This is a genomic window from Streptomyces sp. RPT161 (genome assembly GCF_027533845.1).
GTDB lineage: Bacteria > Actinomycetota > Actinomycetes > Streptomycetales > Streptomycetaceae > Streptantibioticus_A > Streptantibioticus_A silvisoli_A.
This window is the reverse complement of sequence record NZ_JAPZVN010000006.1, coordinates 260,261-277,966: the sequence shown is the minus strand read 5'-3', so window position 1 is coordinate 277,966 and position 17,706 is coordinate 260,261. Positions and strand designations below refer to the sequence as shown.

Sequence of the window (17,706 nt, the reverse complement as noted above, 5' to 3'; positions counted from 1 at the left end):
CTGTACCCGGCACCTCGCACTCGCAAGGCGAATGCGAGTGCGGGCATGGTAAATGCCAGGCCTCGGGCTGCATAACCCTGGCTGGTTGATCCTCCAGCCGGAAAGCGGCCCGGCGGCCGAAAACCGTGCTCCACACCAGTCGTCGCGACCGGCGGTGCGTTGCTTCAATCGCCGCATCGAGCTGCCGAGGAGCGGAGGGCGACGTGGATCTGAACACGGTTGTGGAGGTATGCGATGCACGGCGTCGCGGCGTCTGGCGGCCGGGGGATGCTTGGCTGGGTGGCGGCACCTATCTGTTCTCCGAGCCGCAGCCGCACCTGCGGCGGCTCATCGACCTGAGCCGTACCGGGTGGGAGCCGCTGCGTGTGACCGCAGCGGGCGACCTGGAGGTCGCGGCGACGTGCACGATCGCCCAGCTCTCCCGCTTCACGAAGTCCGTGCAGTGGGCGGCGGGCCCGCTGTTCGAGCAGTGCTGCCGGGCATTCCTGGCGTCCTGGAAGATCTGGAACGCGGCCACGGTCGGCGGAAACCTGTGCAACGGGCTCCCGGCCGGGCCGATGATCTCACTGACGGCCGCCCTGGATGGCGAGTGCCTGCTACAGGCGCAGGACGGCACGCTGCGCCGCACCCGCGTGACGGATTTCGTCATCGGTGCGGGCGTGAAGGACTTGGACGAGGGCGAACTGCTCCGCTCGGTCACGCTGCCCGCTCGCGCCCTGGCCTGCCGTACGGCGTTCCGTCAGGCGTCGCTGTACGGGCTCGGGCGTTCGGCAGCGTTGCTCGCCGGGACGCTTGATCCCGTGGATGGTTCGCTCGCCGTGACGATCAGCGCGGCCACGGTGCGTCCGTTCCGGCTGTGGTTCCCATTGCCCCCGAGCGCGGGCGAGTTGCGCGCGGCAATCAACAACGCCGTCGCCGATGACCAGTGGTTCGACGATATCCACGGCTTGCCTGCTTGGCGGCGGCACATGACGATGCGGTTCGCCGACGAGCTCCGACGCGAACTGACCGAGGCCACCGAGGAGTCGGGGCGATGACCTTCGAGATCCGTGTCAACGGCGAACTCTGCGACGCCGAGCCCCGACCCGGCCAGTGCCTGCGCACCTATCTGCGGGAACGCGGCTGGTTCGGGGTGAAGAAGGGGTGCGACGCGGGCGACTGCGGGGCGTGCACCGTGCACGTGGACGGTGAGCCCGTGCATTCCTGCCTCTACCCTGCCGTACGGGCCGAGGGCCGCTCGGTGACCACGGTTGAGGGGCTCGCCGGGGAGGATGGTGAACTCCACCCGATGCAGCGGAGGTTCCTGGACGCGCAGGGGTTCCAGTGCGGCTTCTGCACGGCCGGCTTCCTCATGACGACATCGAAGCTGAACGAGGAACAGCTCACTGACCTGCCCCGCGCGTTGAAAGGCAACCTGTGCCGCTGCACCGGCTACCGGGCGATCGAGGACGCCGTGCGCGGGGTCAAGCACGCCGAGGACCCGGGCGCCGGGCAGGCGGTCGGCCGCAGCCCGGGGGCGCCTGCCGGGCCGCAGGTGGTCACCGGCACCGCCCGCTATACCTTCGACGTGGAGATCCCCGGGCTGCTCCACATGAAGCTGCTGCGCTCCCCGCATCCACACGCCCGGATCGTCTCCATCGACACCTCCGACGCCCTGCGCGTCCCCGGTGTGCACACGGTCTTCACCCACCACGACGCCCCCGAACGGCTCTACTCCTCGGCCCGGCACGAGCACCCGACCGAAGACCCGGACGACACCAGGGTCCTCGACGACGTGGTGCGTTTCGTCGGGCAGCGGGTCGCCGCCGTGGTCGCCGACAGCGAAGGGGCCGCCGAGGAGGGCTGCCGCCGGGTCGTGGTGGACTACGCGGAACTGCCATACGTACTCGACCCGCAGGAGGCGATGACCCCCGGCGCCCCGGTGATCCACCCCAAGGACCCCGAGACGCGCATCGCCCGGCCGCAGAACAACATCGTCGGCGAGGTACACGGCGAGATCGGCAGCGTCGATCAAGGCTTCGCCGAAGCCGACGTGGTCTACGAGGAAACGTTCCGCACCCAGCGGGTTCAGCACGCCAGCCTCGAGACGCACGGGTGTGTCGCCTACTTCGAGAAGAACGAGGAGACCGGCCAGGAACGGATCGTCGTGCGCTCCAGCACCCAGGTGCCGTTCCTCACACGGCGTGCGCTCTGCGCGCTGTACGACCTTCCCCCCGAGAAGGTCCGGGTGATCGCGGGCCGGGTCGGCGGCGGATTCGGCGGCAAGCAGGAAATGCTCGTCGAGGACATCGCGGTCCTGGCGGCGCTGAAGCTGAAGCGGCCGGTGAAACTGGAGTTCACCCGAGCCGAGCAGTTCTTCGGCGCCACCACCCGCCACCCGTTCACCATCACCATCAAGGCCGGGGCCAAGAACGACGGCACCCTGACAGGCCTTCAACTGCGGGTGGTGGCCAACACCGGCGCGTACGGCAACCACGGCCCGGCCGTGATGTTCCACAGCGTGGGTGAGTCGATGGCCGTGTACCGGGCGCCGCACAAGAAGGTCGACGCCTACTGCGTCTACACCAACTGCGTCCCCGCGGGCGCGTTCCGCGGCTACGGGCTCGGGCAGGTCACCTTCGCCGTGGAGTCCGCGATGGACGAGATCGCCCGCCGGCTCGGCATGGATCCGCTGGTCTTCCGGGAACGCAACATCATCGGCCCGGGCGAGAAGATGATCAGCCCGGGCGGCGAGGAGGAGGACCTGCACATTGCCTCCTACGGCCTCGACCAGTGCCTGAAGGTGGTGCGCGACGCCATCGCCGAGGACCGCAGCTCAGACGACGCACCGGAGGGGTGGCTGGTGGGCCAGGGAACGGCGATGTCGATGATCGCCACCGGCCCGCCCGGCGGCCACTACGCCGACGCGACGGTGACGCTGCTGGAGGACGGCACGTACGACATCGCCGTGGGCACGGCAGAATTCGGCAACGGCACCACCACCGTGCACAAGCAGATCACCGCCGGGGCCCTGGGCACCACGGTCGAGCGCATCGCCATCCGCCAGTCCGACACCGACGTGGTCCGCCACGACACCGGCGCCTTCGGCTCGGCCGGAACCGTGGTGGCAGGCAAGGCGGTGATGAAGGCCGCCAACGCCCTGGCCGGGCAGATCCTGTCCTTCGCCGCCGAGCACTCCAGAACGCCCCGGAGCCTGTGCCGGCTCGACCAGGACGCGGTGGAGTGCGACGGACGGCCCGTCTCCCTCAAGGAACTCCACGCAGCCGCCAGGGACAAGGGCGTGGAACTGGCCGCGGACGGGCACTGGGGCGGCTCACCACGCTCGGTGGCCTTCAACGCCCAGTGGTTCCGGATCGCGGTCGACCCGCAGACGGGCGAGATGCGGATCCTGCGCAGCGTCCACGCGGCCGACGCAGGCAAAGTGATGAACCCCATGCAGTGCCGCGGCCAAGTGGAGGGAGGCGTCGCCCAAGCGCTCGGCGCCACCCTCTTCGAGCAGGTCCTGATCGACGGGCGCGGCAAGGTGACCACGCCTGCCTTCCGCCGCTACCGGCTGCCCGCCTACGCCGACGTCCCCCGCACCGAGGTGTACTTCATGGAGACCTCCGACGCCATCGGCCCGCTGGGCGCCAAGTCCATGAGCGAGAGCCCCTTCAACCCCGTCGCTCCCGCCTTCGCCAACGCCCTCCGCGACGCCACCGGCATCCGCTTCACCGAAGTACCGCTCTTGCGCGACAGCGTCTGGCTGGCCATCCAGGAGCATCGCGCCACTGGCGCCCTACCGGGCTGCTCAGCCAGGCAGCACCCGCCACGGGAAGGGTCCGTATGAACACGCACATGAGAGTCCGGCTCGCGCCGCCTACGCATATCCGCGAGTCTCATCGGTCGCAAGGGATGTGAGTTTTTGCGCCAATTGGACCCACCGATGTCCGTTGCTTTTGCGGCCGATGAATCGGGCTACCCGAACGGGCGGAGCGGCATGCCTGCCCACTGGCAGGGGATGAGGTCCAGTACACGAATCGGCTCGCCGTCCCACCGCCGGGGGGCAGTGGTCGCGATGATCGCCCCGTCCGGCCGGTCGGGAGTCGGCTGCGCCGCGTACTGACTGTGGGCCGCGGCCCACGTCTCGCGACCAGCGACGGCCAAAGCGGCGGGCAGGCCCAGTCGAGAACTGTGATGCCGGGCAGCGCGGTGAGGTGCCCGGCCGTCCCCCGGCCGGGCGCGGTCGGCTTCGACGAGCGCGCACGCCAGGGCGTACCGGTGAACGTCACCTCGGCAATTTTGTCCACCGGTATGTCCTGCGCGGACAGCAGCACCATTTGCGCCCGCCGCCAGGTCACCACGAACCCGGTGCCCCGGCGAACGATCCGCAGCAACCGGCGCCCTCGTCGTCATCGATCTCCCGCCCGCGCACACGTTGAGCCACGTGATCATTCTGGACACCTGAGCCGCCTCCAGCGGTGAACCGCGGCGCCAGCTCCTACGATTCGAGTCATGGCTCGTTCTGAGGATGTGCAGCCCGCGTTCTGGGATGCTGGCAGCAACTACGGGGTGCAGCAGCCGCGAGGGGGAACGCTTCGAACGTCGTCAACTTCTCCTCCTGTGCTCGGAAGTTCAGGCAGTGAGGCGGTCCCGCCCGTCTGCGACGGGGGCGCCTACGGACGGGACCATGCCGCCGCACGTCCAGGAAGGGGGTCTCTGGTCGTGTGGGGCGTCTAGCGCCGCAGCCGCATGCGATCTCCTTCCTGGTGCCCACCCTCAAAGCCAAGGTGGTCCGCGCGTGCGTGCAGAAGGCGGAGGATCGATCTCGTACCGGGCGTGCTCGGGCGACTTCGAGGACGCGGCGAAATGCGGCGCCGGGCGCCGCGGGCCTGTGAAGATCTGCCGGACAGGTTCTACGCTGCGCCGTACCGCGAACGAAGGAGACCGAGATGGCCGAGACGGTTGGCGCGCCCTCGCAACTGGCCGAGATGCCCACCGACTGGCAGCGCGCCCTCGCGATCGTCGCCCACCCTGACGATCTCGAATACGGGGCGTCGGCCGCCATCGCGACCTGGACCGACGCGGGATGTGACGTCGTCTACGTGCTCGCCACCCTCGGCGAGGCCGGTATCGACGGCCTCGAACCCGCCACGGCCGGCTCCCTGCGCGAGCGGGAGCAGCGGTCCAGTGCCGCCGCCGTGGGCGTCTCCACCGTCGAGTTCCTCCGCCACCCCGACGGCGTCATCGAGTACGGCACCGCGCTGCGCCGTGACTTCGCCGCTTCCATCCGGCGCCATCGCCCGGAACTCGTGCTGACCCTCAACCACCACGACACCTGGGGCGGCATCACCTGGAACACGCCCGACCACCGGGCCGTGGGCCGGGCCGTACTCGACGCCGTCGCCGACGCGGGCAACCGCTGGATCTTCCCCGAACTCGCCGAGCACGGTCTCGAACCGTGGAACGGCGTGCGGTACGTGGCCGTGGCCGGCTCACCACAGTCCACGCACGCCGTCGACGCAGGTGCCGGATACGAGCGGGCCGTCCGGTCGCTGATGGCCCACCGCACCTACATCGAGGCTCTCACCGACCAGGACCCCGAGCACTACTGCCGGTCGTTCCTGGAAGGCACCATGATGGCCGCGTCCGCCCGGTTCCGCGGTCGCCCCGCCGTACCCTTCGAGCTGTTCACCCGCTGACGCCGTACACGCAGGCGGCCCGTCCCGCCGGTCGGTTGGTTCTCTCACGTCCCCGCCGGTCGCGTAATGGCAGCGCCGAACGGGCGTTGGGCTGCCATGTCCCTTGCACGCTCGGCAGCTCAGCCGACTTACCAACCGGCAGCTGAGCCCGGGTTCTTCATCGCCGGGGTGGCAACCGGTGCAGGACGACCTCGACGAAGCGTCCCAGCCCCGTCACCGCGGTCATGTAAGTGCAGTAGGGCTGGCTTCAACGGTCGGTCCGCGAGCCGGGACGGGCAGGCAGCTCTCGTCGTAGCGGACGCGCGCACCGGAGAAGACTGCGTCGCTGGAGACGTGCAGCAGTCGGCAGCCCTGCTCAACGGCGGCCAGCGCCACGCGGACCGCGCCGTCGGCGGTGACCGCCCAGTCGGACTGGTCGCTCGACGCGTTGACCACGACCGACGGTGCACCTCGGCAAACACCCTGGCCACACGCACGGAGTCCCGGACGTCGAGCGAATGCCAGGCGACACCCGAAGCCATCCCGGGCCGGGAGGCGAACGTCACCGCCGTCTTGTGCCCCGCCGCAGTGGCCTGCCGGACCAGTTCCGCGCCCAGGAAACCACTACCCCCGATGATTAAAACCGTCACGGACCGACACGGTAGCGAACGCAGAATCCAGGGGCCGGGCACTTTCCTCGCCGCATGGGCCTGCGGGCCGCCGCCGGGCGGCCTTCCAGCTCAAGCCCGGCGGCGGGCGGCGGTTTGACCGCCTTCCCTGCCTTTCGTCTGACAGCGCCCGGGGCGAGTGATCGATTCTGCGTCCCCGTGCGGGTGACCTGACGCATGGTCGGCCACCGGCAAGGGCAGTCCTCGCGGGACTCACTCCCCTTACGTGAAAGGCCTGTTCATGCGTCGTAGCACCACCATCCTCCTCGGCATCGCCGCGTTCTTCGGGTTGCTCACCATGCCCGCCAGTGCCGATGACGCCCCGTGGAGTCGGCTCGTGAGCGTCAACGCCAATGCGGTCAGCGCGGACCCCTGGCACTCGGGCGCCCCAGAGCGGAACGGGCTCGTCGTTCTGCCGTAAGACCACAACGTCTCTGGAGGCCACGGGCGCCGTCTACGCCCAGGCGGACGGCCCCGACAAGCCCTGAACCGGCCGTTGCGCGTTCCCGCTGCAACCGCTCATCGGCTGCCATAGCCTGACCGGACCGTGCCTCCCTGGTGGGTGCGGCCCTTCGTGGGCCTCCTGCCGCTCCCCCGCGGCAGGAGGCCACATCTCACCCGTATCTGTGGCCGTAGACCAGCACGGAGGCGAAGTGGCGGGAGACAACCCGTTCGATCGCCAGGCAGGGGCTGCGGTCCCCGAGCTTGAAGGTGTTGACCACGCACGTTCGAACAGGGTGCGTCGGCCCACCAGGTTCACCGGTCGAGTTGAAGTCCAACGGGCGCACCTGCGAGGTGGCCAGGGCGTAGCAGGCCAGGACCGTTCGGCCGTCCTCGGCCCAGTAGTGGTCGAGGGTGGCGGGGTTGGTGAAGTCGAGACTGGAGAAGGCGACGGCGATGTCCTCAGCCCCGTAGGGGGCCGCCCGCAGGGCGGAGAGCACATCGAGGATGGCATCGCCCCCGGCCAGTACGCGCGCCTGCTCGCGGGACGGTCCCCACGGTGGAGGGTCGTCCTCCCACCACTCGGCAGCTCGTCCGAGGGGAGCTGCGTGCCGGGAGGGAAGGTTGTCAAAGCGCGCTCGCCCGACGACCCCACCCCACAGCAACTCGGCGTTGACGCACAGATCCCCCGCCACCAGCGTCCAGGGCGTCCGGACGATCCGTTCGCGGGCCAAGTCGACCAGCAAGCTCCCGAAGCACTCGACCGAGAGCAAAGTCGACTCAACGGGCGCGATGAACGCGTCAATCCAGATCCCCACGCCACGGTCGGGCCTGGCGTGCTTGCCACCACGCTTCCGGCAGGGGCTGCCGACAGTTAACACGCACCACAGTGGCCACAGTTGGCGGCTCTGGTGGTCATAACCCGATCGAGGGAGCTGCAAGACACCGAAGTGAGAACTCAAGCGCTGAAACTCAGCACCGGAACCTGTCGTCTCAGGTCACTGGGCCGTCAGGAGCGCGGCGATGACCGAGGGGGCGGGAGGGCCGCCGAGGAGGCGGCGCAGTTCAGCCACTCCCGCACACCGCTGTTCCGGTGGGAGGAAGAGGTATTGCTCGATGCGTTCGTTGTAGGTGCTGCGGAACCGCGCGTAGAGGTCGTCGTCCTCTACGATTCGGCCCGCGACGGTCACGAGGGCCTGGGTGCCGGAGTAGTCGTCCTCGGGCAGCGGGTGGCCGGGCAGGACGTCCGCGAACCGGCCCGCCAGGCGTCCGAAGAGGGTGCCCGCGAGGTTGCGGACGGTGAACGTGTGCGCGTAGTGCTGTTCGTGGAGCGCCAGAGGTAACCGGCCCAGGAGCGTGGTCTCGTTGACTGCCGACAGGCCGGGGGCGAGCAGAGAGTGCGGTGTTCTCGCCACCTGTCGCAGCAGCTCGCGCTGAGGGAGGAAGCGGCGGTCGACGTGTCGTCCGCCGCTTCGGTGGCTGCTGGAGCGGTGTCCGGCGTACGGGCCGCCGCAGACCAGGACGCGGCTGAATCGTGGCCAGTCGATGAGCAGGTCCGGGATCCAGCGGTCGATGAGGCGGAGGTAGTCGTTGTTGGCCTCGAAGTCCAGGAGGAAGTTCTTGAAGCCGCCGATGTTGATCAGCAGGTCGTAATGCGGTTCGACCGCCGCCGGTTCGCCTGCTGCCGCTTCCTTCAGGCCGTCCAGATCGACGAGCGGACCGGTCAGCAGCATCGTGTGGTGCATGCCGGTGTCGGTGAACTCGGCCATACGCCGGGAGACGTCGGGGAAGTTCTGGACCACGCTGTGGTCGGCCAGCAGGTGGGCGGCGAGGACGCGTTCGTGCGGTGAGAGGTGCAATAGGTGGCGGCGGGCCGCCGGGAAGGAGGTGCGGGGAAGGGTCGTGCACAGATCTTGGATCCGCGTCAGGGGGGCGCGGTGCTGCCAGAAGCTGAACAGGCAGTCCACCAGGACCACCGGTCGGCGCGCCACGACGGCGCGCAGGACGAGATCGGCGTCCATGACAGAGACGACATGGTCGCTGTCGGCCAGCAGGCGGTCCAGGAGCACGGATCCGTTGCCGTACGGTTCGGTGAGCTCGTGGACGGCGTCGAAGGCGGTGGCGTTGCGGCGGGCGAAAGCAGCCGAGACGCCGTCGCCCATGAACACCCGCTCGTGCCCGGAGAGCAGCCGGGAGACGGCAACGAGCACGGAGGCCGGGCCGAAGCCGCAGTTCTGAGCTCCCATCAGGATGCGCATGGCGCGTCAGCCGGCTGCGGGCCGTGGGACGGCCAGGATTCCCGCGAGTTGCTGAGCGAACGAGGCGGGGTGTTTGGCGTAGCCGACGTGCCCGCCGGGGAACTCCACCAGTCCCCGGCCGAGCCGCTGCGCGAGGACGACCGCCGGACGGTGCACGTCGTAGGTGCGGGACTCCCGGCCGCCAGCCGTGACGATGCGGTCCGCCACGGCCGCCAGCGCGGTGAGATCGGGCACACAGCGGGAGGAGGGCAGCATCACGTGGGCGAGGAAGAACTCGCTGTTGTCGGCCGCTTCACGAAGCCGCGGGGCGGCCTTGCCGCCGAAGAGGGCCCGGAACCTGTCCAGGGCCGCCGGGACGCCCTCCCGGCGGAACGTCGCGTACACCTCGTCGAAGAAGGCTGCGTGCCGTGCCGCATCCGGCAACAGTCCCACGGCGGGCGGCTCATGGACGACGGCCAACCGGACCCGCGCCGGATCGCGGACCATGAGCTCCAGTGCGACGAGCCCGCCAGCGCAACTGCCGAACACCTGCACAGCCTCACCCTCCCGGGCAAGGTGGTCGAGTAGCCGTGCGACGTCGTCAGCCTGGGTGTCGAGCCATGGTTCGGGCAGCGGCCCGTCCAGACGGCTGCGGGAGATGCCGCGTGGGTCATAGGTGACAACGCGGTGGCAAGCCGCGAGCTCGTCGGCCAGATCCCGGAAGACCTCGGCGTCGGAGGCGCCGCCCGGCACGAGCAGCAACAGCGGTCCAGCGCCGCGAACTTCGAAGTACAGCCGCGCCCCCGGCACGGTCAGCGTGGCGCTCTCCAGGGTGTGCAATCTCTCTCCGGCTCACTCCGGCGCAGGGCCCTGCGGAAGGTGGTCAAGGGGCGGCACGAGGCTACGCCTGAGACGGCCTGTGCGGGTAGGCGTGCGTTCCGGGCCGTGCGCCGCTATGCGAGCTCTGGCATCCGTCCGTACTCCGGTGCGCCGGTCTTCGGAATGAGCAAGCGGGGCATGGAATGCCCCATGGTCCTCAGTGTGAAGAGATCCTCCGTGACGGCGGGTGGGAAGCGGCTGCGCGCGGTCGCCCTGGCGGCCGCCGTGGTGTTCGGCGCGGTTACGCCGGTGGTGCCGGCGTCCGCCCACCCCCGCGGCGCCGGGCTGTTGCAGTGCCAGGGAACCGAGTCCGTCAGCTACCACCCAAGCGTCACTCTCCAGGCGCGACCCGTCCGCGTCACAGTTGACGGTCGCTTCGGCTCCTGCGTCGGAAGCGATGGCGCGGTGCGCAGCGGCGGCTACCACGAGGAGTTCACGCTCTTCACGGGCTGCAACAACCTTCTCGAAGGGTTCCGGGCCCGCCGAACCTACGTCTGGAACACCGGCGACTCCAGCACCGCCGATATCAGCGGCAGCAGTACAGCCGTGGTCGGCCAAGTGGTCACCCCGGTCACCGGCACCGTCACCCACGGCCGCTTCCACGGCCGGAAGCTCCTCCAAGTCATCCCCCTGCCCCAGCCAAGCGCCCTGCAGTGCCTGGCGGGCGGCGTCACCGGCGCGACGGGGCTGACGACCTTGACGATCCTCTAACTCCAGCCGGACTTCTCCATCGCCGCAGGTCAACGGCTTGAGTGTGGGAAGCCACGGCCCGCGCATCGACCCTCTCATCGCCCAAGCGCCGCCCGAAGCATGGCAACGACTGTCCGGCGGTCCCCGCGCGAAGGGCGAACGCCTCTATGTGTCCTGCGTCATCAAGGGTGCTGTTGGCCGGCGATCCGGAGGATTCCGCCAGCGGATCTTGCTGAATTGCATGGATGGCCAGCGGTGTCGACAGCGGGGTGGAGTCCGTCTGCATCAGCTCGCCCGGCGCCCACGCGTCCGCTTCGCTGAACGGCCCGTCGGGCCGGTCGGCCAGCGATCGGTGGGTGCGGGCCGATCCGATGGTGTGCTTGCCCGCCGACAGCAACAGGACCACACGCTCTCGGCGTCAACGAGACTGAGCGTGAACCCGCCTCCAGTCGCTTCACGCTCCAACACGCCCACTCGCCTGGTCAGCTCGCCCAGCAGTCCCTCACCCAACCGCAGCGGCGCGAACAGGTCACGGACGTATGCCTCCCGTTCGATGAGGGACACGGCCGTCCACCACCCGCCAGCCCAGCCAGATGCCGCCGAACTTTCTCCACCTTCTCCGGATGTCCGCCCGCGTCACGCCACGCGGCCCGGAGACGCACCACCGCTGACCATCGCATTCCCTCCGTCTTATAGGGTGTTCTGCGGCTCTTGTCTGATTTCAAAAGCGCGCGGGTTCGCGAGATCTTCCTGGAGGCGAGCCACGCCAATACCTTCCTCGTGCCCGAACCGTACGAGTGGCCCCTTGACGCCACCCTCGACTTCATGGACGAGACCGGCACCGCCCTGCAGATGCTCAGCAACGTTCCCGCCGGGCACCAGGTCGTGCATGCGTCCAACGCCTTCGGACTGGAGATCGTCGCCAATCCGCATGAGCATCGTCACCGGCAAGGACCTGCTGGCCTTCGACTTGGAAGACATCACCGACTACGCCCGGGCCCGTCGGGACAAGGGCCGCACGGTGACGGCGCTGCCCCTCGCCTACGACATCCTCCACTCCGTCGGCGGTCTCAAGGACTCGCCGCCGACACCGTCTGTGCACATGGCGCACGGGCACGGGACGGCTGCACCGCTGGGAGAACGGTGCAGCCGGGCGGGCGGTCCCGCAGGCTCCGCACGATCCGCCGGATGCGCGGGCGCCGCCGGAGAATCGGGCCCAACGCCGCGCCGCCCGTCCGGGTGGTCATCTAGCGGCCCATCCGGTTGCCGGCCGGCTGCGGCACGCCAGCTCCGCACCACCGGTTCGCCGAACAGCTCATAGACGCTCACCTGGGCAGGTCACGCACTACGACGGACACCACCGCGATGATCACGGTGGCCACCGCGATGCTGACTATGACCGCACGTCCGTTCCACGACGTCCCCCACTTCGCCACGCGTTCACGCACGTCGGCACCGTTGTGACCATCCGACCCGGGGGGCAGCCGATACGCCCCCAGCGAGGCCCCAAAGGGCCCCGCATCAGCGTTGTGAGCATCCACGCACTGCCAACGAACGATCCGCCTCGTAGGCTGCGGCCATGACCGAGTACAGCACCCCGACGCCCCGCGACGCCTTCGAGCTGCTGCTGGCAGGCAACCAGCGCTTCGTCGTCGGCGCCCCCGAGCACCCCAACCAGGACGCCACCCGCCGCGCTGAGATCGCACCGTCCCAACAGCCCTTCGCAGTGCTGTTCGGGTGCTCCGACTCCCGGCTGGCCGCCGAGATCATCTTCGACCGCGGCCTGGGCGACCTCTTCGTGGTCCGCACCGCCGGCCACGTCGTGGGCCCGGAGGTGCTGGGCAGCATCGAGTACGGCGTGGACGTCCTCGGGTGTCCGCTGGTCGTGGTCCTCGGTCACGACTCGTGCGGCGCGGTCGGCGCAGCGTGCGCCGCTTTGGAGAACGGCATGACACCGGCCGGATACATCCGGGATGTCGTCGAACGGGTGACTCCCAGCGTGCTGGCAGCACGGGCCGCCGGACAGGTCGAGCCGCAGGAGATCCTCGCCGAGCACATAAGGCACACCGTCGACCTGCTGCTGGATCGCTCCCGGGTCCTCGCCGAGAAGGTCGCCGCCGGCCAGGCTGCCGTGGTGGGCCTGTGCTACCGCCTGGCCGACGGCAGTGCACAGCTCGTCGCCTCTCGTGGCCTCGATGCGGCGGTCGTCGCCGCATCCTGACCGCTCCTGACCGCTCCCGGCCGCGGCTGATCAGCGTGATGTGCCGCGGTCGGAGGAACAACGGGGTGCCTGCCGCAGGCTCCGGCGGTGGAGACTGCCTCCCCGGCAGCGTGACGCGGTTGACGGCAGCGTGTCCTGCCTGTCGCGGTGACGTTGGAGGAGGCGACATGGCGCTCGCGTGTCAGCGGCCCCTGACGGTGCGCCGGCGTCGCGTCAGGGGCCGCAAGAAGGCGAAAGCCGCTGGTTCGAAGCAGAGATAATCACTCAAGGTGACCCGTCATCGCGTCGCGGGCGCGCATTGACGTCACCTCTTGGCAGAATGCACCGGTGCAGCCACTGCCGGTTCCCTGCCCCGCCCACCTCATCCCGGACGCCACCGGGACCGACGCTTTCCACGACGTCTACCGCAACGCCATGGCGCACAACGTTGTATTCGTCGCCATCGAATCCGAAAAACGCCGACTGTGGAGCGTGAAGGCGGACACGCTCACCGCCGGCCCCGGCCACGCTGTCGCCGACACCGTCAACGACGCACTCCGGGACGCGATCACCCGCCTGATCCAAAGCCACGAGGTCGACCTGGACGCCTACATGGGGCCGATCTACTTCATGATGCACGGCGTGCGGAGAGAAGAACGAGCCCGCGAACTCGCCGCCGCACTCCACGCCGCCCTGTACGGAGACCTGGAACCCCTGGCCCGCGCCGTCCCTCCCGCACCCTGACCGCACGCAACCACCCAGGCCGACATCTCCTGCAGCCGCAGCCGGGAAACAGCTTCTTCAAGTCACGGCGCCGATGGTCACACCGTGGACCGAGGCCCCGCGGCACGGCGGAGCCGGTTGGCGATCGCCAACCCCAGACCCTCCTCCACCGGCAAGGTGGCCACGATGAGGTCGCACCCCTGCCAGTCGAGTTCGCGCAAGAACCCGTACAGCCCACGCGCGTACGCGGCGAGAGAGTCGGGAACCGTCACCACAGCATGCGCCTTCACCGGGGTACCGGCGAAGGCGGAGGGAAGGAACACGCCCACCCGGTGCCCCAGCTCCTGCGCACTTTCTGCTTCGGCGACGACCTTCTCCGACTCGACCAGAACGACCCGCGCCCGCGGCGCGTAGTGCGACGGATGCTGCCCCGGCACCCGGACACGGCTCGTCGAAGGAACCGCAAGCGGCCACCCCAGCACCGCCTCCAGGTCCTCACGCGTCACGCCACCCGGCCGCAGGACACTCGGGACATCACCCGTGACGTCGACGATGGTCGACTCGACACCGACCTCGCAGGAGCCACCGTCCAGCACGAAGTCGACCCCATCGCCGAGCTCGGCACGGACATGGTCCGCCGTGGTGGGGCTGACCGAGCCGAAGCGGTTAGCGGACGGAGCCGTGACACCGCCGCCGAAGGCCGACAGCAGCGCGAGGGCGACGGGGTGGTCGGGCACGCGCACGGCCACCGTCTCCAACCCACCGGTCGCCTCCAGGGGTACGCGGGGACCGCGCCGCAGAACCAGCGTGAGCGGCCCCGGCCAGAAGTGTTCGGCCAGCAGGCGCGCCGTCGCAGGCACGTCCTGGACCCACTCGTCCAACTGCTCCGCGCCGCCGATGTGGACGATCAGCGGGTGGGAGGGCGGACGCCCCTTGACCTCGAAGATGCGCGCAACGGCGGCAGGATCCTCGGCGTTGGCGCCCAGACCATAGACGGTCTCGGTCGGGAGGGCCACCAGCCCTCCGGCACGCAGCACCTCGGCCGCCTTCTCGATGTCACAGGTTCTTGCCGTCACCCCCGCAATCCTAGGCGTACCCGGCCATCAGGTTGGTTGCAGCCAGCTGACCGGCGGTCGGCCCCCGAGGGCGAGGCCGCCCAGATCCAGTAAAGGTGCGGGGTCTGAGTCCTTGATCCCGTGGCAGTGGCCCCGCCCAACGCGAAGCTACCGCGTGCGTGACGGTGTGTGATGTGCCGAGCTGCTGTTCCCGTGGTTCCTGGCCGGGGTCCTGTTCATCCTTCTGGGTGAATGCCGCAGCCTGCGCGAACCGCAAGGCTCTGGCCAGAGTCCTGGATTCACATCCTGCTCTTGAGAGGGGTGAGGGGTGTGCCCAGTGGCACTGTTAAGTGGTTCAGCCCGGAGAAGGGGCATGGCGTCATCACGCGAGACGACGACGGAGAGCCGGACGCCATCATGGACTTCTTGGCCGTCAAGGGGTGCTGCCGCGTCCGTGGACTGACGGCCGGCGACAGGGTGATCTTCGACGTCGTCAAGGACTCCGAGGGGGTCTGGGCCGAGAACGTCCGGCGGATTGGGACTTATTGCTGAGTTCACAGGGTCGGTGGTGACCCGCCACCCCTGCCCTGTGGTGGGCCTAAACCCTGGTCTGCGAATCTCACCACCCTTCGTGTGACGTCGTCCCGGTGATGCTTTATGGGCTGGTTCGTTCGGAAAGCCTGCGTGCCCAATCCCCACTCCTGGGAGGTCGTGCATGCTCAGCGGAGTCGTCTGCGTTGAAATCGCCAGCTTCGGCTATGACAAGGGGCCCTTCGCCAAGCCCGCTGTTTTCTCCGCCGCAGGCGAACTCGTCCTGCTCCTCAACACCGCGGACGACCCGGTGATCGAACGGATCCTCACCCCCCGCCTGGCACTCACCGTCGCCGAGCACCTCGCCTCCGAAGAGGGCAGACATGCCCTGGTGGTCATGTCCGACATGACCGCGTACGCGGAGGCGCTGCGGGAAGTCTCCGCCGCCCGCGGGGATCCCGGCACGCCGCGCCTACCCCGGCTACCTGTACAGCGACCTGGCCTCGCTGTACGAGCGCTGCGGGCGGATCCGGGGGCGGCCGGGCTCAGTCACCGTCCTGCCGGTACTGACCATGCCGGCAAACGACATCACCCACCCGGTCCCGGACCTGACCGGCTACATCACCGAAGGCCAGATCGTGCTGTCGCACGAAGTCCACGCGCAAGAGGTCTATCCGCCGGTGGACGCGCTGTCCTCGCTGTCCCGGTTGATGCGCAAGGGCGCCGGGCCCGGCCGCACCCGCGCCGACCACCTTGACGTAGCCGCACAGTTGCTCGCCGCCCTCGCCCGTGCCCGGCAGGTCCGCGAGCTGGCCGACCTGGTCGGGCGGTCCGCGCTCAGCACGACCGACACCCGCCGCCTGGACCTGGCCGACGCCTTCCTGCACCGCTTGATGGCACAACGCGTGGACGAGGCACGCCCTCTCGACGAGGCACGGGAGCGCGCCTGGCAAGTGCTGCTCACCCTGCCGCGCAGCCAACTCACAATGCTGCCAGCGGAATTGATCGACGCACATCAACCGCCAGAGGCGAAGGAGCAGTACGGACGACCACGACACACCGCGTGCCACCCGGCCGGGCCGGACGCCTGCGCCGCAAGCTCGACGCCGCCAACCGCGGCGCCGACCTGCTGGAGCGCAAGCTGCGCATCCTGCGCGACGAGCACCAACGCAGGCTGCATGCCGAGGAGGCGGCCTTGCGGGCCTGGCACGAGCGGTCACGCGAAGCGGAGCAGTGGTCATTGCGCGGCCTCCTGCTGAGCGGAGAACGCGCTCTGGACATGGCGTGCCCGGCTGCCTCCGCGCAAGTTGACGTCGAGTGGTCCACATCCATGGGCGTGCGCCACCGCGCCGGGTTCTCCCACGTCACGGCGGTCCGAGCCGACGCCGAACCGTTGCCCCGGAACACCGCGTTGGCGCAAGCGCAGTGGGCCTACCAGGAGGCTGTGCGAGCAGCGGCCGAGTACGCCACGGCCCGCGCCGCCGCCCGCCCCGTCGGCGACGAGGCGGCCCGCACCCGCCAGCGAGTGCGCGCGTTGCGCCGCCACTGGATCCCCCGGCTGACCGAAGAGCTCGCGGCAGCGGACCTGGCCTTGGAGCAGGCTGAACACGAGGACTTCGTCCGCCGCCGATAGGCCGGGCTGGGCGTCACCCACGTCTCGGTCTGGACGCTCGGCGGCAACGCCTGGTTCTCCGCGCGGCAGTGAGACATACCGCGGGCGCGTGACTGGATTCAGCATCACGGGGGAACCAGTCCACGGCACAGGATCGGAGTGGCCGTATCCCCGTCTTGGACGGCGACCTCGCACAGATCCGCGATGCCCACCGCCACGGCACCGAAATCCTCATCCGCACCGACAACGCCGGAAGCACCGAAGCGTTCCTGACCCACCTGCGCAGCCTGCGCCGGCAGGGCATCCAGACGCGCTTCTCCGTCGGACACCCCGTCACCGAACCGGTCCGCCGCGCGATCCAGACCCTGCCCCGACAGGTCTGCACCCGGCCCTGGAACAGGGCGGCTCCCTGCGCGGTTCAGCCAAGGTCGCAGAGCTGACCCGCCTGGTCGACCTGACGGGACATCCCGACGGCACCCGGATCATCGTCCGCCGCGAGCGACCTCACCCCGGTGCCCAGCTGTCCCTGTGCGACCTCTACGAGGGTGTCGTGCTGGACGACAGCGACCAGGGTGAGCGTCATCGGCGCAGTCTGGTGGAGGTTGCGTTCCCGTCATCACAAACCGGGCAGCGGAGCCCACTGGATCGGCTATGTTCGGCGCAGAGCGAACCACGCGGTCGAGCAGGGGGCGTACGGCATGTCACAGGAACCGTGGGCGGAGCTGGGAGAGACGGTCGGTGCGATCCGCGCCGAGCTCCAGCGCGCCATGCAAGAGGGTCAGAACGAGCCCTTGAAGTTCAGGACCGGCCCGGTGGAGCTTGAGTTCACCCTGGCCGTCAGGAAGGAGATCGGAGCCCGGACCAAGGTCTTCGTCCTCCCCTGGACCGGTGAGGCTCACGGGGTGGCGAACGTGGACCGTACACATCGGATCAAGTTCACTCTGCAGCCGGTCGACGCCGATGGCGAGGACGCGCAGATCTCCAGCAGCGTGGACGAGCTGCCGGAGTAA

19 protein-coding genes and 4 pseudogenes are annotated in these 17,706 nt (G+C 69.3%); 12 read left to right on the top strand and 11 right to left on the bottom strand.

Annotated features, from left to right (window positions below; translation table 11 throughout):
* The first annotated feature begins 203 nt into the window (after nt 1–203).
* Nucleotides 204–1,037, top strand: a complete 834-nt coding sequence (locus O5O46_RS16015) for an FAD binding domain-containing protein (RefSeq protein ID WP_269856081.1) — start codon at nt 204–206, stop codon at nt 1,035–1,037.
* Entirely contained in the window at nt 1,034–3,829 is a 2,796-nt protein-coding gene (locus O5O46_RS16010; RefSeq protein WP_269856080.1) for a molybdopterin-dependent oxidoreductase, read from the top strand. Before O5O46_RS16015 ends, O5O46_RS16010 begins: the two co-directional genes overlap by 4 nt.
* A gap of 128 nt (nt 3,830–3,957) precedes the next feature.
* On the opposite strand, the pseudogene O5O46_RS16005 reads toward O5O46_RS16010, so the two are convergent.
* Nucleotides 3,958–4,335 (bottom strand): annotated as a pseudogene (locus O5O46_RS16005) (hypothetical protein).
* Nucleotides 4,260–4,426, bottom strand: a pseudogene (locus O5O46_RS35335) (IS630 family transposase); the annotation flags it as partial. The pseudogenes O5O46_RS16005 and O5O46_RS35335, both read right to left, overlap by 76 nt.
* Before the next feature lie 505 nt (nt 4,427–4,931).
* On the opposite strand from O5O46_RS35335, the gene O5O46_RS16000 reads away from it, so the two are divergent.
* Entirely contained in the window at nt 4,932–5,681 is a 750-nt protein-coding gene (locus tag O5O46_RS16000) for a PIG-L deacetylase family protein (RefSeq protein WP_269856079.1), read from the top strand.
* Between the two features lie 222 nt (nt 5,682–5,903).
* On the opposite strand, the gene O5O46_RS35545 is transcribed toward O5O46_RS16000, so the two are convergent.
* Nucleotides 5,904–6,116: a hypothetical protein gene (locus O5O46_RS35545; RefSeq protein WP_443072547.1), complete on the bottom strand. Its 213-nt coding sequence runs from the start codon at nt 6,114–6,116 to the stop codon at nt 5,904–5,906.
* A gap of 71 nt (nt 6,117–6,187) precedes the next feature.
* Nucleotides 6,188–6,310: pseudogene (locus tag O5O46_RS35540) on the bottom strand (dTDP-4-dehydrorhamnose reductase); the annotation flags it as partial.
* Between the two features lie 259 nt (nt 6,311–6,569).
* Here O5O46_RS35540 and O5O46_RS15985 point away from each other — a divergent pair.
* Nucleotides 6,570–6,749 carry a hypothetical protein gene (locus O5O46_RS15985; protein WP_269856078.1) on the top strand — a complete coding sequence of 60 codons (180 nt, stop codon included), beginning with the start codon at nt 6,570–6,572 and terminating at the stop codon, nt 6,747–6,749.
* Between the two features lie 193 nt (nt 6,750–6,942).
* Here O5O46_RS15985 and O5O46_RS15980 read toward each other — a convergent pair whose 3' ends face one another.
* From O5O46_RS15980 to O5O46_RS15970, 3 genes are all read right to left on the bottom strand, one after another.
* The gene (locus O5O46_RS15980) at nt 6,943–7,587 is read right to left on the bottom strand and encodes a hypothetical protein (protein WP_269856077.1); all 645 of its coding nucleotides are present in this window, start codon (nt 7,585–7,587) and stop codon (nt 6,943–6,945) included.
* Between the two features lie 180 nt (nt 7,588–7,767).
* Nucleotides 7,768–9,015 carry a hypothetical protein gene (locus O5O46_RS15975; RefSeq protein ID WP_269856076.1) on the bottom strand — a complete coding sequence of 416 codons (1,248 nt, stop codon included), beginning with the start codon at nt 9,013–9,015 and terminating at the stop codon, nt 7,768–7,770.
* 18 nt (nt 9,016–9,033) lie between these two features.
* Nucleotides 9,034–9,846, bottom strand: coding sequence for an alpha/beta fold hydrolase (locus tag O5O46_RS15970; RefSeq protein WP_269856075.1), 813 nt, complete (start codon nt 9,844–9,846; stop codon nt 9,034–9,036).
* 201 nt (nt 9,847–10,047) lie between these two features.
* Between O5O46_RS15970 and O5O46_RS15965 the strand changes: the two genes are divergently transcribed.
* Nucleotides 10,048–10,596 (top strand): hypothetical protein, encoded by a 549-nt coding sequence (locus tag O5O46_RS15965; RefSeq protein WP_269856074.1) that lies wholly within the window; start codon nt 10,048–10,050, stop codon nt 10,594–10,596.
* 669 nt (nt 10,597–11,265) lie between these two features.
* On the opposite strand, the gene O5O46_RS15960 is transcribed toward O5O46_RS15965, so the two are convergent.
* On the bottom strand, nt 11,266–11,520 hold the full coding sequence (locus O5O46_RS15960) for a hypothetical protein (RefSeq protein ID WP_269856073.1): 255 nt from the start codon (nt 11,518–11,520) through the stop codon (nt 11,266–11,268).
* Nucleotides 11,521–11,900: 380 nt separating this feature from the next.
* Nucleotides 11,901–12,023 carry a hypothetical protein gene (locus O5O46_RS15955; RefSeq protein ID WP_269856072.1) on the bottom strand — a complete coding sequence of 41 codons (123 nt, stop codon included), beginning with the start codon at nt 12,021–12,023 and terminating at the stop codon, nt 11,901–11,903.
* Between the two features lie 131 nt (nt 12,024–12,154).
* Between O5O46_RS15955 and O5O46_RS15950 the strand changes: the two genes are divergently transcribed.
* Complete coding sequence (locus tag O5O46_RS15950; RefSeq protein ID WP_269856071.1) at nt 12,155–12,796, top strand: carbonic anhydrase; 642 nt, start codon at nt 12,155–12,157, stop codon at nt 12,794–12,796.
* A gap of 327 nt (nt 12,797–13,123) precedes the next feature.
* Nucleotides 13,124–13,519 carry a hypothetical protein gene (locus O5O46_RS15945; RefSeq protein WP_269856070.1) on the top strand — a complete coding sequence of 132 codons (396 nt, stop codon included), beginning with the start codon at nt 13,124–13,126 and terminating at the stop codon, nt 13,517–13,519.
* Nucleotides 13,520–13,596: 77 nt separating this feature from the next.
* Here the strand turns inward: O5O46_RS15945 and O5O46_RS15940 are convergent, their stop codons facing one another.
* A complete protein-coding gene (locus O5O46_RS15940) occupies nt 13,597–14,574 on the bottom strand; it encodes an L-threonylcarbamoyladenylate synthase (protein ID WP_269856069.1) in 978 nt (325 codons plus the stop codon).
* Nucleotides 14,575–14,883: 309 nt separating this feature from the next.
* Between O5O46_RS15940 and O5O46_RS15935 the strand changes: the two genes are divergently transcribed.
* From O5O46_RS15935 to O5O46_RS15915, 4 genes and pseudogenes are all read left to right on the top strand, one after another.
* On the top strand, nt 14,884–15,105 hold the full coding sequence (locus O5O46_RS15935; protein ID WP_269856068.1) for a cold-shock protein: 222 nt from the start codon (nt 14,884–14,886) through the stop codon (nt 15,103–15,105).
* A 163-nt stretch (nt 15,106–15,268) separates the two neighbouring features.
* Nucleotides 15,269–16,037: pseudogene (locus O5O46_RS35535) on the top strand (ATP synthase beta subunit C-terminal domain-containing protein); the annotation flags it as partial.
* Nucleotides 16,038–16,147: 110 nt separating this feature from the next.
* Nucleotides 16,148–16,717, top strand: coding sequence for a V-type ATP synthase subunit D (locus O5O46_RS15920; RefSeq protein WP_269856067.1), 570 nt, complete (start codon nt 16,148–16,150; stop codon nt 16,715–16,717).
* 155 nt (nt 16,718–16,872) lie between these two features.
* The gene (locus O5O46_RS15915) at nt 16,873–17,136 is read left to right on the top strand and encodes a hypothetical protein (RefSeq protein ID WP_269856137.1); all 264 of its coding nucleotides are present in this window, start codon (nt 16,873–16,875) and stop codon (nt 17,134–17,136) included.
* On the opposite strand, the gene O5O46_RS15910 is transcribed toward O5O46_RS15915, so the two are convergent.
* Nucleotides 17,115–17,279 carry a hypothetical protein gene (locus O5O46_RS15910; RefSeq protein WP_269856136.1) on the bottom strand — a complete coding sequence of 55 codons (165 nt, stop codon included), beginning with the start codon at nt 17,277–17,279 and terminating at the stop codon, nt 17,115–17,117. The genes O5O46_RS15915 and O5O46_RS15910 overlap by 22 nt on opposite strands.
* A 115-nt stretch (nt 17,280–17,394) precedes the next feature.
* Here O5O46_RS15910 and O5O46_RS15905 point away from each other — a divergent pair, with 115 nt between their 5' ends.
* Nucleotides 17,395–17,706 carry a trypco2 family protein gene (locus O5O46_RS15905; protein ID WP_269856066.1) on the top strand — a complete coding sequence of 104 codons (312 nt, stop codon included), beginning with the start codon at nt 17,395–17,397 and terminating at the stop codon, nt 17,704–17,706.

Bases quoted from the DNA above. Each gene is read 5' to 3' on its own strand.
- O5O46_RS16000 (WP_269856079.1), top strand. From the start codon at position 4,932: ATGGCCGAGACGGTTGGCGCGCCCTCGCAACTGGCCGAGATGCCCACC.
- O5O46_RS15905 (WP_269856066.1), top strand. From the start codon at position 17,395: ATGTCACAGGAACCGTGGGCGGAGCTGGGAGAGACGGTCGGTGCGATC.
- O5O46_RS15910 (WP_269856136.1), bottom strand. From the start codon at position 17,279: ATGACGCTCACCCTGGTCGCTGTCGTCCAGCACGACACCCTCGTAGAG.
- O5O46_RS15975 (WP_269856076.1), bottom strand. From the start codon at position 9,015: ATGGGAGCTCAGAACTGCGGCTTCGGCCCGGCCTCCGTGCTCGTTGCC.
- O5O46_RS16010 (WP_269856080.1), top strand. From the start codon at position 1,034: ATGACCTTCGAGATCCGTGTCAACGGCGAACTCTGCGACGCCGAGCCC.
- O5O46_RS15950 (WP_269856071.1), top strand. From the start codon at position 12,155: ATGACCGAGTACAGCACCCCGACGCCCCGCGACGCCTTCGAGCTGCTG.
- O5O46_RS15985 (WP_269856078.1), top strand. From the start codon at position 6,570: ATGCGTCGTAGCACCACCATCCTCCTCGGCATCGCCGCGTTCTTCGGG.